Source organism: Algoriphagus sp., assembly GCF_013373065.1.
GTDB lineage: Bacteria > Bacteroidota > Bacteroidia > Cytophagales > Cyclobacteriaceae > Algoriphagus.
In genome coordinates this window covers 18,628-35,885 of the sequence record NZ_JABXIN010000009.1, presented here as the reverse complement: position 1 = coordinate 35,885, position 17,258 = coordinate 18,628, and the positions used below count along the sequence as shown (strand labels likewise).

Here is a 17,258-nt window from a genome sequence, read left to right as displayed (position 1 = left end):
CCTTCACCTACACGGGAAGACGCAAGAAGGTGGACACCATGTAAGCTAGCCATAACACCACACTGTGAAGAAAACCTAAACAAAAAGGGACCAATCAGGTCCCTTTTTTTATAGATGTGTTTTTGAACTATCAGCGATTAAAGATCGTAATTGGGAAAGCTCTTTTTCAGTCAGGTCTCGCCATTTTCCTGTTCCTAAATCCAAATGGATAATCATGATTCGAATGCGAATTAACTGTTTTACGGTGTAGCCTAGATATTCACACATTCGGCGAATTTGTCGATTGAGCCCTTGTGTCAGGGTAATTCTAAACTTTCGTTGGCTGATTCGCTCGACTTTACACTTTTTGGTCACTGTTCCTAAAATTGGAATCCCATTCGCCATCCGTTGGATAAACCGATCTGTAATAGGTTTGTCCACTGTGACTATATATTCCTTTTCATGATTGTTGTGGGCGCGCAGTATTTTGTTGACTATATCGCCTTCACTTGTCAATAAAATCAATCCCTCACTATCCTTATCCAACCTTCCAATTGGGAAAATCCGTTGGGGATGGTTGATGTAGTCAATGATATTGTTTTTCTCTCCCTTTGTATCGGTAGTGGATACAATACCAACAGGTTTGTTGAAGGCAATGTATACATGCTTTTCAAGCGGAGCGCCGATGGGTTTTCCATCTACCGTGACTATATCACCGGGATTAACCTTCGTTCCAAGTTCAGGGGTTTTCCCATTTAATTTAATCCTCCCCTCTTCCAACAATTGATCTGCTTGTCGTCGGGAACAATAGCCTGATTCGCTCAGGTATTTGTTGATTCGGATGGGGTGATGTTGCTTCAAGGAAATATGCTTGAGTTTCTTTTTTCAAAAAACCCAAATCAATTCCTGAGTGGCCATTACTTTGGATTTTATGATTTAAAAATAATAGACGAGTTATTCCCCTGAAATACCAGAATTAGTGGTTGAGGATTCTGCTGCAATTAAAACTTGTTCCTCGCCTTCCAGTGGAATAGCTGCTAATAAATTGATAGATTCTGAACGTATTGATTCGAAAGCTGTCCGGTTTTCAGCAAGAATAGGCTCGGATGGTGGGATTTTCTCCTTTAACCAATCCACTTGTTTTCCATGTTTCCAAAAACGAAAACATAAGTGTGGGCCTGTTGCCAAACCTGTACTACCCACATAGCCGATAACTTGTCCTTGCCTTACACGTGTCCCTTTTTTTATGCCCTTTCCAATTTTGGACATGTGTAGGTATTGCGTAGTGTAAGTCCCATTATGCTTGATTTTTACATAATTCCCGTTTCCTCTAGAATAGCCTGCTTCCACTACAGTTCCATCTCCTACGGTACGGATTTCTGTACCTCTTGGTGCAGCATAATCAGTTCCAAGGTGGGGCTTATAGCGCTTTTGCACAGGATGAAAACGGTTCAGGTTGTATCGGGAACTGATTCGAGAATATTTCAATGGGTCTCTTAAAAAAGCTTTTTTCAGGCTGTTTCCCTCTTGATCAAAGAAGTTGAGCTCTCCATTTTGCTCAAAAGGAATAGCGTGGTAAGGCTCTCCCATGTGCTCAAAATAGGCCATCTTGATTTCGGTAACCCCAACAGATTTTCCATCAATCATCTTCTCTTCATAAACGACTTTGTATTTATCTCCTTTTTGAAGTCGTTGGAAATCTACAGACCAGCCATATAAATCAGCAAATAAATCCACTAGGTCTGGTCCGATTCCCTGAGCAGTCATGTCCACATAAAGCGAGTTTTTAATAGTTCCGCCCACTTGCTTGGTGACAAACTCAGCTGGCTTTTCCTGACGGTATATTTCCAAGCTATCCAAGTCAAAAACCACATATTCTGCTGGATTTGGCTCATAAATAAAAAACTTTGCCTGCGCTGAATCGGCAGGTGTAAGAATCGTGAATTTCTTATTCAAAGCGATGTACCGTACATCGAATACCTCCTTAGATTTTTTTGCGATCTCGTCAATGATTTGATAAGGAACCGCAAAAGGGCTTAAGATACTTCCTAGCGTTTGGTTTTTTTCAACTGTTCCTTCGATGATATTTAGTCCCGTGACGTCAATACCATATAAATATTGGCGCGTCTCTTCCTGATCTAGGCTAGCTTCTTCTTGATTGGATTCCTCCCATGAATCTGAGCTATTAAAATCAATGGGTTTCAGGAAATAGATGGCAGCTAAAATAACCAAAGCAATACCAGCTAGACCTGTCCATTTTTTATTCATGAGATTGAAATTTGTTTGGGTGAATTAAGAATTCTTCGAATGAAAAGAAAATCTCTGTGTTTTTCAAGACATTTTCCTCAAAAACCATTCCTAGAACCATAAATTGAACTTGTTGAAGGCTTTTTTATGATTTTTTTCATTAAAACGGAAAAGGAACAATAATTCTTATCGGGAATCACTGAATCTTGGCTTGATAATAATGCGTCAAAAAGACAATTCTGTATCTTTGACCCTTCAAAATTTATTTGATCATGCACAGAACCCACAATTGCGGCGAACTACGAATTCATCATGTTGGTACTCAGGTTACTTTATCAGGCTGGGTGCAGCGAGTTAGAAATAAAGGAGGACTCATTTGGGTGGACCTTCGGGATCGTTATGGATTGACGCAATTAATTTTTGAGGAGGGAAGCACTCCAAAAGAGCTTTTGGAAAAAGCGGCGGCCTTGGGGAGAGAATTTGTGGTTCAGGCCAAAGGAGAAGTGATTGAGCGAACTTCTAAAAACGATAAAATTCCTACTGGAGCTATTGAAGTGAAGGTGGAAGATCTGCAAGTATTGAACCCAGCCAAAGTACCTCCTTTTTTGATAGAGGATGAAACTGACGGAGGTGATGACCTTCGTATGAAATATCGCTACCTGGATTTGAGAAGAAATGTAGTACGCCAAAAACTACAACTGCGGCATCGAATGATGCAAGAAACCCGAAAATACATGGACGGGAAGGATTTTATTGAGGTGGAAACACCAGTTTTAATCAAATCCACTCCAGAAGGGGCTCGTGATTTTGTAGTACCTAGTCGGGTAAATCCAGGTGAATTTTATGCTTTGCCTCAATCACCCCAGACTTTCAAGCAGCTTTTGATGGTTTCAGGTTTCGATCGTTACTTTCAAATCGTGAAGTGCTTCCGCGATGAAGATCTTCGTGCCGATCGACAGCCGGAGTTTACACAAATAGACTGTGAAATGTCTTTTGTTACCCAAGATGATGTATTGTCCATGTTTGAAGGATTGACCCGTCACTTATTCAAGCAGGTTAAAGGGATTGAGTTGGAGGAAGTAGGGCGAATGACCTATGCCGATGCAATGCGTTATTATGGAAATGACAAGCCAGATCTTCGATTTGATATGCGTTTCATAGAGCTAAATGCAATTGCTCAGGGCAAAGGATTTGGAATTTTTGATCAAGCGGAGCTGATCATAGGTATTTGTGCGAAAGGAGCAGCATCTTATACCCGAAAGCAATTGGATGAATTGACAGATTGGGTAAAACGTCCTCAAATTGGGGCAAAAGGGCTCGTTTATGTGAAGTACAATGAAGATGGGTCTCTGAAATCTACAGTGGATAAATTTTATTCACAGGAAGATCTTCATGAATGGGCTCAGGCATTTGGTGCAGAGCCTGGAGACTTGATGCTTATTCTAAGCGGAGATACAAGAGTTGTTCAAAAGCAGCTATCTGAGCTTCGTCTTAAAATGGGTGAAGACTTAGGGCTTCGTGATCGATCCGTTTTCAAGCCGCTTTGGGTGGTTGATTTCCCATTGCTTGAATGGGACGAGGAGACGCAACGTTATCATGCTATGCACCATCCATTCACTTCTCCGAAAGCCGAGGATATTCCACTATTGGATACAGACCCGGGTGCAGTTCGAGCCAATGCGTATGATTTAGTCATTAATGGCGTCGAGATCGGCGGTGGCTCTATTCGAATTCATGATCGAACTACCCAACAATTGATGTTCAAACATCTTGGATTTACTGAAGAGGAAGCTCAAAAGCAATTTGGATTTTTAATGGAAGCCTTTGAGTATGGTGCCCCACCACATGGAGGAATTGCCTTTGGTTTTGATCGGCTTTGCGCGATTTTCGGAGGCTCTGACTCCATCCGTGATTACATTGCATTCCCAAAAAACAACTCAGGGCGAGATGTGATGATTGATTCTCCGAGCACCATTTCTAATGAACAGCTAGAAGAACTTTCCATTAAATTGGATGTGAAAGAAGAAAAATAAACTTGATGATTATTCAGGGCGGATCAGGTAGGACCTGATCCCCATGATGATCAAAAGCTGGGCAATGATGTAGGTGCCCATAATAGTAACATCAGCTTCCGGAAAATCTCTGTAGAATCTACTGATGGCAATGATGCCATCGGAAATGAAGAATAAACTCGCTCCAATAAACACCTGCCAAAAAGACTCCGGGTTACACTTTTTAAATCGTTCTCGCGCAGTACTAACCATGGAGACAATCACGATTATATATAATACCACAGGAATTTTTAGGGACCCTAAGTTTTGATGTATTAAAAAATAGACCCAGGCAGCCAGAATGTAGATAGGGAGATTAAAGAAAAAGGTGCGTATAAAATTCACTCCTACAATTCGATTAGGATTTCGCTGCCCAACTTTAAATGCGATGATATAGCACACTTGGGCAAGGAAAAATGCACCAATTCCATAAATGAAAAGATGATTCCAAAGGAGAAGAAAATCACCCAATAGAGAAAATACCAAGGCACCTAGTGTGGCCTTGGAAAGTAGGGTCCACGAAACAGGCTTGGTAATTTTATAAAAATAGATGATTAAACTTGTGATTATCAATGGTTTGGAATAGATTCGCAGGGTGGGTATATCCTTGATGATAAAGGCCATATCAGCGAGCGCTGCAAACAAAAAAATGTAGAGCCAAAAGATGTTTTTATTTTTCAAAATATCAGGGTGATTTGATCTATGTCAAATATAAAGAGATTGAGCGTAATCATGGGAAATAAATTGTTTGTCCGGTTTTTGTGAATAAACAAAAATAAATTTTAGTCAATAATTGATCAGAAAAATTTAAATCTAAATTTATTTAATTTTCAAATATTTATTTTGAATAATAAGAGAAAAACCAAATTAGCCAAAATTTCATTTTGTTTCGGATGTTAAGTAAAAGTTAAATTTTGTGAAAAGAATGAGCAAAAAATTAACTTACTTTGCCCCCGAAAAAAATCCCCGCAATCTACCTTTGCGGCATATTTGAATCAACCAACTTTTACCAAAACAAATAAATATGAGGCAAAATTTACTCAAAAACTTGTTGACAGTCCTTTTTGTGGCTTTGAGCAGCACATGGGCAATGTCACAGGGTGTTACTACCGCCAGTATCCAAGGTGTGGTTACCGATGCTTCCGGTGAATCACTTCCAGGTGCAAACGTAGTAGCAACCCACGAGCCATCAGGTACCCGTTATGGGGCAGTGAGTAACTTGGAAGGTCGATTCGTTCTTCCAAACATGCGTGTCGGTGGACCTTACACCGTTCGAATTTCTTTCGTAGGTTTTGAAGATAGAACCTTCGAAGGAATCGTTCTTGGTCTGGGTCAAACCTACACTTTGAATGCAGCACTCTCCGATGGATTGGAGTTGGAAGCAATCGAAATTATTGCCAGTCAGGATGCTATTATGAATGCTGACAAGACTGGAGCAGCATTGAACTTGTCTACTGACAAAATCAACGCACTTCCTACTATCAACCGAAATATCAACGACTTTACCCGCTTGACTCCTCAGTCAAACGGCACTTCTTTCGCTGGTACTTCTAGCCGATTTAACAACTACACCATCGACGGTAACATTTACAACAACAACTTCGGCCTTGGTTCAGGACAATTTGCTGGTTCAAACCCAATCTCATTGGACGCGATCGAAGAAGTTCAAGTAAACTTGGCTCCTTACGATGTTCGTTTGGCTGGTTTTACCGGTGCTTCTGTTAACGCGATTACCAAGTCTGGTACCAACGAGTTTTCCGGTTCTGCTTACTACTACCTAAGAAACGATCAAATGATCGGTGATAAGGTAGGCGATACTCGTTTAAATGTAGGCGACTCTAAAAATGAAATTGTTGGTTTCCGCTTAGGAGGTCCGATTATCAAGAATAAACTGTTCTTCTTTGTTTCTTATGAAACAGAAACAGAGGCAGTTCCTAGTTACACAAAAGTTGCTGCACGTCCAGGTTTAGAGCCTGATGGCTTGACAGTTTCTCGAGTTCCTGCTTCTGATCTAGATTTCATCAGAACTCAATTGAGATCTTTGTACGACTACGAAACTGGTCCTTACGAAAACTATCCATTTGCCTCTGAGCAAGAGCGTTTCAATGCTAGATTGGATTTCAACATCAATGACAATCACAAATTGTCTGTGAGATACAACAACTATACGGCATTCACTGATGTACCGACCAATGGAAACTCTATCCGTTTCATCTCTACCCGATACAGAAATACAAGAAGAACCGGTATTGAGGCAATGAACTTCCGAAATACAAACTATACCAACGATAGAAATGTACAGTCTTGGGTTGCGGAATTGAACTCAAGAATCGGTACTAATATGTCTAACCAATTCAATATTGGTTATACCTCAATTACAGATCCTAAGCGTGGTATCCCAGGTGGCCAGGCCTTCCCATTCATTGAAATTTTGGAGCCGGATGAGTCAGGTAACTTGCTTTACTACACCTCTGTAGGTAATGAGCTGTTTACTGTAGGTAACTTGTTGGAAAACAATATCTTCAATGTAACCAACAACTTTTCATTGTATGAAGGAAATCACACTTACACTTTCGGGGCGAACTTTGAATACATGACTTTTGATAATGCATTTAACCCTGTGTTCAATGGTTTCTACCGATTCAATAGCTATGATGCATTTGTAGAGTCAGTAATCAATAGAACTCCTGGTGCATATCCAGATGCGTTTGCAAAAAGCTTTGCTTTAGATGGATCTACGACTCCTCCTACCGATCAGACTCGATTCGGTCAGTTTGGTCTTTATGTGCAGGATGAATATCAGGTAACATCCAAATTGAAAGTGACTGGTGGTCTTCGTGTTGACTTCCCATTCTATCCAATCGATATTCCTCGAAACGAGTTGTTGGATAACTTGAACAAGACTTTCGAAACTCCTGATGGGACCATTACTCCTGATGTAAGCACTTTCCCTAAAGTAAATCCATTGTGGTCTCCACGTGTTGGTTTCAACTGGGATGCTAAAGGTGACAGAACTACTCAAGTTCGTGGTGGAACAGGTATCTTCTCAGGTCGTATTCCGTTCGTATGGCTTTCTAACCAAGTGAACGGTTCAGGTGTAGTTCGAGGTGGACTTGGATATGAAGGTGATGAAGTAGCTGAGGCTTTCGGACCAAACTACGTGTTCAATCCAGACGTTACATTTGGAAATCCTGAAAATCCAGGACAGTCTCTTTCTAACGAATTGAACTTGACTGACAGAAACTTCAAGCTTCCTCAAGTATGGAGAACAAACTTGGCAATCGATCAGGTACTTCCTTTCGGAATCATCGGTACTGCTGAATTCATCTACTCTAGAGATGTTTCTACTCCTATTGCTTACAACCCTGTGTTAAGAACTCCTGATGGAACACTTTCTGGTCCAGATCAGCGTCCATATTGGAATAATACTAATTATTCAAATGATCCTGATTTCCGAAATGTATTCTACCTGACGAATGCTAGCAGAAAAGCGGATTACTATTCTATCACTGCGCAATTGCAGAAGGAATTTGAAAATGGCTTCTCTACAATGATTGCATACACTCGTTCAAGATCAAGAGATCTAGATGCAGCTGGAGGTTCTCAGGCAATTTCCTTGTGGCCAGCTACAGTTCAGTCCGACAGAAATAACCCTGAGTTAGGTTTTGCTGGATTTGATATTCCTAATCGATTGATTGGTACACTTTCCTACCAAACAGAGACTTCTACAATTACTTTATTCTATGAAGGTTCTGATGCAGGTAGATTCTCATATACCTATTCTGGTAACTTTGGAGATGCTTCAAACCGTTTGATGTATATTCCAAATTCTGCTAGTGAATTGGTATTTGATGAATTCTCTTTGGGTGGTAGAACCGTAACAGCTGCTGAGCAAGCTTCTTTATTGGATGCTTATATCGATCAAGATGAGTACTTGAGCGCAAATAGAGGTTCAGTAGCAGAGCGAAATGGTGCTTTGAGACCTTGGGTTAACCGATTCGATCTTCGATTCACTCAGGACTTGATTTTCACTAATGATAAGAAGAACAAGCTTCAGCTGTCTATCGATATTTTGAACATTGGTAACATGTTCAATTCTTCTTGGGGTATCCAGAAGTTCGCGTTCCAAAACAATCTTTTGAGGCTAGTAGATATCAACGATGCTGGCCAGCCAATTTATAGATTGAACACCGTACCAGGTACTTCTGAATTTCCAACTGAAACATTCAGAACCACTACTTCTCTAGGAGATACTTGGAGAATGCAGGTAGGTATCCGATACATTTTCAATTAATCTGAACAAAAAAATTAGGAAAAGCACACTCAAAAGAGTGTGCTTTTTTTATTTTTAATTTTCTGTAAATTTTAAAAAAGTCTGATCATGAGGAAGTTTTGCCTGTTACTACTTTTAATTTTTTCAATTTCTGTTGTCGGATATGGACAGACGGATTCATTGGTTTTTAAAAACAAAGACATCATTGTAGGAGAAATAAAAGGAATGGATCGCGGGGTCATTACGATCGAAACGGACTATTCTGATAAAGACTTTAAAGCAAAATGGGAAGATTTGATCGGGATCATTTCTAAAACCAATTATCTGATCACGCTGACAGATGGTAGAAGATTTAATGGTAAAATCAAGAGTGTCTCCGATTCAGAAATTCAAATTAATTACTATACCCCTGAATCATTAATTCGAATAAAGAAAAAAGAACTATCTGAAGAAACGGAAGGGACTGAGTTTTTGATAGTTCCATTAACTGATGTTGTTTTCCTGAATGCCCTGGATGAAGGATTTTGGAGTCGGCTTTCAGCAAGTATTGACTTGGGGTGGAGTTTGACAAAAGCGAATAATCTTAGGACATTTAATGTTAGGAGTGGTTTAGGATACTTAGCAGATAGATGGAAAGTAGGCTCATCATTTAATAGCCTTCGTTCCAATCAAGATGAAGTAGAAGCCACAAAACGTACAGATGCTAATATCTCCTTTGTATTCTTTCTGCCTAAAGACTTTTTCTGGCTTTATGATTTGACTTTTTTGTCCAATACAGAACAGCTCATTAAGTCCCGAGTCGGAAATAAATTAGGTATAGGTAAATATTTGCTTCATACCAACAAATCCTATTTAGGATTTCAAGTAGGTGCTAACTTAAACAATGAACAATATCTGGATGATACACCAGGAAGAAGGTCAGGGGAAGCTTTTCTCGGTTCAGAATTGAATTTGTATGATATCGGGGATCTTTCCCTTTTGAGTAATATTACTGCCTACCCTAGTTTGTCAGAAAAGGGTAGATTTAGAACAGACTTTAAGCTTGATGTGAAATATGAGTTTTTGGAGGATTTTTATGTGAATTTAGGAACGACCATAAACTACGATAACCGACCGGTAGAAGGTGCTACTAGTCTGGATTATATTTTCCAAACAACTATAGGCTGGAGTTTGTAGGAATGACCCCTATTAAAAGATTCTGCCTATTTTTTTTATTTGTTCTTCTTCCATTTACGGGATGGTCTAATTCTTTAGATACCCTTCAATTGAAGGATGGAACCCTTCTTGTAGGGGAAATCAAGCGAATGGAACGGGGTGTTTTAGTGATGGAGGTAGAATTTTCTGAGAAAAATCTGGAAGTATCTTTTTCCAAAATTATAGATCTATCAAGTGATTTTCCTTTTTTGATAGCACTAGAAAATGGTCAATATTTTGAAGCAGAAATTGATCAAATAAATGCCGATTCCATAAGTATTCAAATCATCCAACCCACGAAAAGGCAGCAAAACAAATTAGGAATCCAGATTGGAGATATTATTCATACAAGTAGGGCTGATGTTATTCAATTTTTTAGAATTAGAGGAAATTCAAAAGGCCGATTTGATGGAGAAATTGGCCTTGGGTTCAATATGGCAAAAGCAAACAATCTGAGACAGTTTTCACTCCAAAATGCCTTATCGTATAACGGGAGCCGGTTTTTAGCATTGCAATATTTCAATGGAATCCGATCAGTCCAATCTGAAACCCAGCCTATCAAAAGGTACGAGGCAAGTCTGGTAGGGCTTTATTATTTACCTAAGGAATGGTTTGTTTTGGGTTGGGTAAGTTTCTTAAGCAATACCCAACAATTACTGGATTTGAGAACAGGTTATAAGCTTGGTTTTGGGAAGTATATTTTTCACATCCAAAAGGCTACCTGGATGGTAACTGGCGGACTAAATCTGAATAGGGAAAAATTCAGAGAGATAAGCATCGTACAATCAAGTACAGAAGGTGTAATTTCTTCGCAATTACAGATTAAAGATTTTAGCATTTTTGATATCAATGCTAGCTTAAATTTTTATGACAGTTTTACGGAGGCCAACCGGATTCGAAGTGATTTTCGATTAGATATCAGATATGATTTTCTGAATGATTTTTATTTAAAATTGGGAACAGCAATTAACTATGACAATCAGCCCACAGAAGGAGGTACGAATACAGATTACATCATTCAGAGCACAATTGGATGGATTTTTTAGGTCATATCCTTGATTTTCTCCATTAGTCGATGGCATTTGCCTCCAGTATCATTTTAACACAATAGACTAAATCCTCTCGCTAATTTTGTATATGAAGAACCAATCTAGGCGATCTGCAGTTTAGCCTTCATGTTACATTACAAAACATATCCGAATCCGAATTCTGAGGAATGGGTGGTGTTTATCCATGGCGCTGGTGGGTCATCTGCAGTTTGGTACAAACAGATTAAAGATTTCAAAGAGGAATACAATCTGTTGTTGATTGATCTTCGAGGTCACGGAAAATCGGCTAATCTATCTCAGGCGATTTATCAAAAGGAATATACTTTTGAAGATGTGACTCGGGATGTTATTGAAGTTTTAGATCATTTGAATATGCCTCCCGCTCACTTTATGGGCGTTTCTTTGGGCACAATCCTGGCAAGGCAACTTGCAGAAATGCAACCAGAGAGAGTAAAATCGCTGATTTTGGCGGGAGCGGTTACCCGGTTGACCATTCAATCCCGGGTATTAGTATTTCTGGGGAACACCTTCAAGAAAGTGATTCCTTACATGTGGCTTTATCGATTGTTTGCCTACGTTATTTTACCGCGAAAGCAGCATTCCGAATCTAGGAATTTGTTCATTCGAGAAGCCAAAAAATTATGTCAAAAAGAGTTTATACGATGGTTTAAACTCACCAAAGACATCAATCCTCTTCTTCGATATTTCAAGGAAGTGGACATCCGAATTCCAACACTCTATGTGATGGGAGATCAGGATGTGATGTTTTTGGAACCTGTAAAAAACATCGTAAAACAGCATAGAAATGCTATGCTAAAGGTGCTCGAACAATGTGGCCATGTAGTCAATGTTGAGCGACCTCAAGAATTTAATCAGCTATCACTGGCTTTTCTGAAAGGCCTTAATTAATTATTCAGCACTTTTCTACATGAAAAAGCAAACGAAGGTAATCTTATTTGTTGCGATCACATTAGTGATTCTGGCGGCGGTGATCTATCCTAGATTAGATCTGCGCAATTCCAATGATAATTCTGTGACTTCAGTCGGGGCTGGACCTGGCCAACCTAGTGCACTTCCAGTGGATGTGGTGAAGTTGAAGCGGGAAACATTGACCAATCAGCTTCAGGTGACAGGAAGTATTTTGGCGAATGAGTCTGTTAATCTTCGATCTGAGGTTTCAGGTTTAGTCACACGTATTGCTTTCAAGGAAGGTCAATATGTAACGAAGGGTACACCATTGGTTTACTTGGATGACGATGAGCTTCAGGCACAGTATCAGCGATTGCAGTATACGCAGAAGCTCTATGAGACTCAGGAGAACCGACAAAAACAATTATTGGCACGAGAAGCAATCAGTCAAGAAGAATATGACATTGCCCTTAATCAATACAATACCATTGTTTCAGATATCAAATTGGTAGAGGCCCAGTTGGCAAAGCGGATTATTCGGGCTCCTTTTAATGGGATTCTTGGTCTTCGCCAAGTTTCAGAAGGTAGTGTAATCGGTACTGCCGACGTTATTACCAATATTGTCAATATCGATCCAATTAAAATTGAATTCTCAATTCCCGAACGTTATTCCAGTTTGGTTAAAATTGGTTCTCCAATTTATTTTTCCAATGAAGCATCTTCTTCTGAATTTGAGGGAACGGTGTATGCCTTTGAACCTCAAATTGATGCTGCTACACGGACGATGAAGCTTCGGGCTCAAAGTCCCAATAAGGACAATAAGTTCCTTCCAGGAATGTATGTTCGGATAAGGTTTGTTCTAGGAGAAACAGAAAACGCGCTCATGGTCCCTGCTGAATCGGTAATTCCGGAACTTCAGGGTTATAAAGTTTATGTGGTAGGAGCTGATAGCAAAGCAGAAGAGCGTGTTGTTGAAATTGGTACCCGTACGGATACACAGGTTCAAATAGTCAGTGGTCTTCAGGAAGGGGATTTGGTTCTTGCTACAGGTATTTTGCAGGCTCGGGAGGGAATGCCCTTAACGTACACCCAAATCAATTAACATGGCCAGTTTATCAAATATTAGTATCAATCGGCCTGTATTGGCCATTGTGATGTCCCTGATTATTATCCTTTTTGGAGCTATCGGGATTTCACTTCTTGGCATCCGGGAATTTCCCAGCGTTGATCCACCAGTAATCAGTGTGCGGACCAATTATGTCGGAGCCAATGCAGATGTAATTGAGGCTCAGATAACCGAACCTTTGGAAGAGGCTATCAACGGTATTCAAGGGATCAAATCTCTTACGTCTACCAGTAATGACGGAGCAAGTAGTATTACGGTGGAATTTGATGTGGGAGCGGATTTGGAAGCAGCAGCGAATGATGTTCGAGATAAAGTGGCAGGTGCGCAGCGAAACCTTCCTCCAGATGCAGAACCTCCGGTGGTTTCCAAAGCTGATGCTGATTCTCAGCCCATCGTCTTTTTGAATGTTAAAAGTGATAAGCGTAGCTTACTGGAGCTATCTGATATAGCTGACAATATTTTTAAAGAGCGACTCCAAACCATTCCCGGAGTAAGCAGGGTTCAAATTTGGGGTGAAAAAGAATATGCCATTCGCCTCCGAATGGATCCTTTAAAAATGGCCTCATACGGAGTGACTCCCTTGGATGTATTACAAAAGGTACAGTCTGAAAATGTAGAATTACCATCCGGTCGAATTGAAGGTGAAACCATCGAGCTTTCTGTTCGGACAAAAAGCCGACTTTCCACTCCGCAAGAATTCAATCAACTGATCATAAAAGAAGATCAGAACAACATTGTTCGATTCCAGGATGTGGGTAGAGCAGAGCTAGCTGCATTGAATGAGCGGACAGTTCTCAAACGAGATGGTGTACCCATGGTAGGGGTAGTATTAGTTCCTCTTCCGGGATCCAACAATATTGAAATTGTGGATGAATTTTATCGCCGTTTGGAGTTTATCGAAAAAGACCTACCAGCAGATGTAGGCTTAGAGATCGGCTTTGATTCTACACAGTATATCCGTAATTCCATCGCGGAAGTTCAGGAAACGATCATTACAGCCTTTATTCTAGTTGTCGCTATCATTTTCCTTTTCCTACGAGATTGGCGAACCACCTTTATTCCTGTGTTGACCATTCCGATCTCCTTGATTGGAGTATTCTTTATCATGTATTTGATGGATTTCTCCATCAATGTGTTGACACTTTTGGGGATTGTATTGTCCATTGGTCTGGTAGTGGATGATGCCATTGTAGTGTTGGAAAATATCTATGCCCGAATAGAAAAAGGTGAAAAACCACTTGACGCTGCTAGAAAAGGATCTGAAGAAATTTTCTTTGCGGTTATTGCAACAACTGTTGCATTGGCAGCAGTATTCTTACCGGTTATCTTCTTAACCGGGACAACGGGACGACTATTCCGGGAATTTGGAATTGTAGTGGCTGGCTCCGTGATCATATCCTCTTTCGTCGCGTTGACCATGACCCCCATGCTCAGTTCTAAATTATTGAAGCGTAGGGAAAAGCATAATTGGTTCTACACGAAGACCGAGCCGATTTTCGTTTGGCTAAATGAGAAATACGATAATATCCTCAGTCAATTCTTCAAAGTTAGATGGATGGCTTTTCCAATCATCGGATTGATGGGCCTAGGTATTTATTGGTTGTTTAATCAAATTCCATCAGAGCTTACGCCGACTGAGGATCGGGGAGAGATTCGAATCAATATGTCTGGTCCGGAAGGAGCGACTTTCTCCTATATGGATAAAGTGATCGATGAAATGGTTGCTGATTTTAAAGAATCCATTCCTCAAGAAGAATTGGTCGGGATTATTTCTGTTACTTCTCCTGGATTTGGAACGGCTAGTACAAACTCGGGATTTGGTCGTCTGATTTTGACAGACTCAGATAAAAGAAGCCGATCCCAACAAGAAATTTTTAATCAAGTCAATCAAAAACTTCAAAGTTATACGGCTGTTCGGGCTTTTGCTTCTCAACCCCAAGCAATAGGCAATAGAAGAGGAGGGCTTCCTGTACAATATGTAATTCAGGCGCCTACCCTCGAGAAGTTGAAGGAAGTGATTCCTCCTTTTATGGAAAAGGTGAATCAAAGCCCTGCCTTCATTTTTGCTGATATCAATTTGAAATTCACCAAGCCCGAATTGGAAATAGAAATTGATCGTGAAAAAGCGAGAAATATCGGGGTTTCCGTTCAGGAGATTGCACGCACCTTGCAGTTGTCCTACTCAGGGCAACGATTTGCTTATTTCATCATGAATGGAAAGCAATATCAGGTAGTTGGTGAAATGCAGCTTGAAGATCGAAATGAACCGCTTAACCTGAGAATGCTTTATGTGCGTGCCGAAAATGGACAATTGGTTCAATTGGACAACTTGGTACGGGTGGTTGAAAAGAGTACCCCTCCTCAACTCTACCGTTTTAATCGATTCGTGTCAGCTACGGTTTCTGCCAACTTAGCAGAAGGCTATACCATCGGGGATGGATTGGATGAAATGGATCGTGTTGCTGCTGAAATTTTGGATGATTCGTTTGCTACTGACGTTTCAGGACCTTCCAAAGAATTCCGAGAAAGTTCAAACAGCTTGGTGTTCGCATTCTTGTTTGCCTTGGTATTGATTTACCTGGTGCTTTCGGCACAGTTTGAGAGTTTCTTGGATCCGTTGACCATTATGTTTACTGTTCCATTGGCCTTATTTGGAGCTTTGGTGACGCTTTGGTCTTTTGATTTCACCCTGAATATCTTCTCTCAGATTGGGATTATCATGTTGATTGGTTTGGTTACCAAAAACGGAATTCTAATTGTGGAATTTGCTAATCAGCGCAAAGCACATGGAATGTCAGTTCATGAAGCTATTTATGGAGCAGCCGTGGCGCGATTTAGACCAATTCTGATGACTTCTTTGTCAACAATTTTGGGGATTCTTCCTATTGCTTTGGGATTAGGCGCAGGGGCTGAAAGCCGTGTGCCGATGGGTGCCGCGGTAATTGGCGGATTGGCATTTGCTACGATTTTGACCTTGTTCATTATCCCTGCTATTTATACTTATTTGACTTCAAAAGAAGGACGACTCGCAAGAACGTAATGAAGAAATTATTGCTAGGGCTCCTCGTGAGTCTCATGATACAGCCTATTTGGGCACAAGATGTGGAGTCTTTGGACTTGGAAAAGGCAATACAGCTTGGATTGGAAAATAATTACCAAGTAAAAATTGCAGTAGAAACCATCAAACTCCGTGAAGGTGAAATTGGTATAGGATGGTCTGCTTTTTTACCAGTGGTAGATGCTATCTATACTCGTAATTTTTCCAATGAAGATGTAACCCAGACTTTCGTCAGCGACCCAGAAACCCCACGGGAAATTCTTGGAGCAAAATCCCGTTCTGAGAACTTCACTGTTGCCGCTATTTATGGGTTCCGTCCAGAAGCTATTGTAGCCATCAAACGTTTAGGGCAATTGGCTGAAATTTCTGAATTGGATGCAAAAGTAGCTGTTGAAAATACCGTTGCAGCGATTTCTACAGCCTACTACCGACTTGTTTTGGAATTGCAACGCTATGAGGTTTTGGAGCGAACTTTAGAACTAAGCCAGGCTCGATTGGACATTGCCCAAGCTCAATATGAATTAGGTGGGGCTGGGAAACGGGATTTTCTGACAGCAGAGGTCGATTACAATACAGATTTGAGTCTTTTGAAAAATCAGTCGCAGATCATTGAGGCAGCTCGTATCAATCTCAATGAGCTGATGGCTCTTGAACCAGGAGCAGCATTTTCTGTTCAGGATACCATCACCGTCAGTGACGAATTACGATTGATCGATTTGGAGGAAAATGCCATGATGGAAAATAAGCAGTGGCTTATTACTCAGCGACAGGAAAATGTGGCTTTTCTTCAAATGAAAGAACTCCAAGCTTCAAGACTGCCTGCTATTAATCTAAATGCCAATTACGCAAATAATACATTTAATTCTGATGCCGGCTTCTTGATTCAGAACCAACGAGCAGGATTCAATTATGGAGGAAATATTGCCTTGAATTTATTTTCTGGTTTCTCTTTGAACAGAAGGATTCAAAATGCCCGAGTGCAGCAAAAAATTCAGGAATATGCCGTGGATCAATTTGAGATTCAGCTGAAATCTGATCTTTATCGAGCCTTTAATACCTACCAAAATAACCGAGAGCTTCTTGAAATCGAGCAACGAAACTACGCGGTGGCAAAAGAAAGTAGTGAAATAGCATTGGAGCGGTTCCGGTTGGGTATTGCCTCTTACCTTGAGTTTCGGGATGCGCAAGTCAATTTGCTGACGGCTGAAAATCGCCTGATTACTTCCTTGTATAATATTAAGGAGCAGGAAATTGAATTGCTTCGCTTATCCGGAAAAATATTTTTTGAGAATAGCAGTCAGGCTTGGGTTCCTTCCGGATTAGATCAGTAAAATTTTCTTAAACAGACTTATTGGTATGCCTTCCTTTTTTC

The 17,258-nt window shown here is 40.4% G+C and carries 11 protein-coding genes; 8 read left to right on the top strand and 3 right to left on the bottom strand.

Annotated features, from left to right (window positions below):
* Positions 1-108: 108 nt before the first annotated feature.
* Positions 109-840, bottom strand: coding sequence for a 23S rRNA pseudouridine(2604) synthase RluF (gene rluF / locus HWE15_RS06720; RefSeq protein ID WP_290506745.1), 732 nt, complete (start codon positions 838-840; stop codon positions 109-111).
* A 93-nt stretch (positions 841-933) separates the two neighbouring features.
* Positions 934-2,247: a peptidoglycan DD-metalloendopeptidase family protein gene (locus HWE15_RS06715; RefSeq protein WP_290506744.1), complete on the bottom strand. Its 1,314-nt coding sequence runs from the start codon at positions 2,245-2,247 to the stop codon at positions 934-936.
* Between the two features lie 251 nt (positions 2,248-2,498).
* Here HWE15_RS06715 and aspS point away from each other — a divergent pair, with 251 nt between their 5' ends.
* Positions 2,499-4,259, top strand: a complete 1,761-nt coding sequence (aspS, locus tag HWE15_RS06710; protein ID WP_290506743.1) for an aspartate--tRNA ligase — start codon at positions 2,499-2,501, stop codon at positions 4,257-4,259.
* Positions 4,260-4,268: 9 nt separating this feature from the next.
* On the opposite strand, the gene HWE15_RS06705 is transcribed toward aspS, so the two are convergent.
* Positions 4,269-4,958: a lysoplasmalogenase gene (locus HWE15_RS06705; RefSeq protein ID WP_290506742.1), complete on the bottom strand. Its 690-nt coding sequence runs from the start codon at positions 4,956-4,958 to the stop codon at positions 4,269-4,271.
* 343 nt (positions 4,959-5,301) lie between these two features.
* Here HWE15_RS06705 and HWE15_RS06700 point away from each other — a divergent pair, with 343 nt between their 5' ends.
* From HWE15_RS06700 to HWE15_RS06670, 7 genes are all read left to right on the top strand, one after another.
* Complete coding sequence (locus tag HWE15_RS06700) at positions 5,302-8,571, top strand: TonB-dependent receptor (RefSeq protein ID WP_290506741.1); 3,270 nt, start codon at positions 5,302-5,304, stop codon at positions 8,569-8,571.
* Positions 8,572-8,658: 87 nt separating this feature from the next.
* A complete protein-coding gene (locus tag HWE15_RS06695; RefSeq protein WP_290506740.1) occupies positions 8,659-9,726 on the top strand; it encodes a DUF481 domain-containing protein in 1,068 nt (355 codons plus the stop codon).
* A 2-nt stretch (positions 9,727-9,728) separates the two neighbouring features.
* Complete coding sequence (locus HWE15_RS06690; RefSeq protein ID WP_290506739.1) at positions 9,729-10,790, top strand: DUF481 domain-containing protein; 1,062 nt, start codon at positions 9,729-9,731, stop codon at positions 10,788-10,790.
* Positions 10,791-10,919: 129 nt separating this feature from the next.
* Positions 10,920-11,702, top strand: coding sequence for an alpha/beta hydrolase (locus HWE15_RS06685; RefSeq protein ID WP_290506738.1), 783 nt, complete (start codon positions 10,920-10,922; stop codon positions 11,700-11,702).
* A 19-nt stretch (positions 11,703-11,721) separates the two neighbouring features.
* Positions 11,722-12,804, top strand: a complete 1,083-nt coding sequence (locus HWE15_RS06680; protein ID WP_290506737.1) for an efflux RND transporter periplasmic adaptor subunit — start codon at positions 11,722-11,724, stop codon at positions 12,802-12,804.
* A gap of 1 nt (position 12,805) precedes the next feature.
* Positions 12,806-15,868 (top strand): efflux RND transporter permease subunit, encoded by a 3,063-nt coding sequence (locus HWE15_RS06675; RefSeq protein WP_290506736.1) that lies wholly within the window; start codon positions 12,806-12,808, stop codon positions 15,866-15,868.
* Positions 15,868-17,217, top strand: coding sequence for a TolC family protein (locus HWE15_RS06670; protein ID WP_290506735.1), 1,350 nt, complete (start codon positions 15,868-15,870; stop codon positions 17,215-17,217). The genes HWE15_RS06675 and HWE15_RS06670 overlap by 1 nt, the downstream gene beginning before the upstream one ends.
* Positions 17,218-17,258 lie beyond the last annotated feature (41 nt).

What these genes read in the sequence shown, in the direction of transcription:
- HWE15_RS06715 (WP_290506744.1), bottom strand. Translation starts at nt 2,247, where the DNA reads ATGAATAAAAAATGGACAGGTCTAGCTGGTATTGCTTTGGTTATTTTA.
- aspS (WP_290506743.1), top strand. Translation starts at nt 2,499, where the DNA reads ATGCACAGAACCCACAATTGCGGCGAACTACGAATTCATCATGTTGGT.
- HWE15_RS06700 (WP_290506741.1), top strand. Translation starts at nt 5,302, where the DNA reads ATGAGGCAAAATTTACTCAAAAACTTGTTGACAGTCCTTTTTGTGGCT.
- HWE15_RS06695 (WP_290506740.1), top strand. Translation starts at nt 8,659, where the DNA reads ATGAGGAAGTTTTGCCTGTTACTACTTTTAATTTTTTCAATTTCTGTT.
- HWE15_RS06690 (WP_290506739.1), top strand. Translation starts at nt 9,729, where the DNA reads ATGACCCCTATTAAAAGATTCTGCCTATTTTTTTTATTTGTTCTTCTT.
- HWE15_RS06685 (WP_290506738.1), top strand. Translation starts at nt 10,920, where the DNA reads ATGTTACATTACAAAACATATCCGAATCCGAATTCTGAGGAATGGGTG.
- HWE15_RS06680 (WP_290506737.1), top strand. Translation starts at nt 11,722, where the DNA reads ATGAAAAAGCAAACGAAGGTAATCTTATTTGTTGCGATCACATTAGTG.
- HWE15_RS06675 (WP_290506736.1), top strand. Translation starts at nt 12,806, where the DNA reads ATGGCCAGTTTATCAAATATTAGTATCAATCGGCCTGTATTGGCCATT.
- HWE15_RS06670 (WP_290506735.1), top strand. Translation starts at nt 15,868, where the DNA reads ATGAAGAAATTATTGCTAGGGCTCCTCGTGAGTCTCATGATACAGCCT.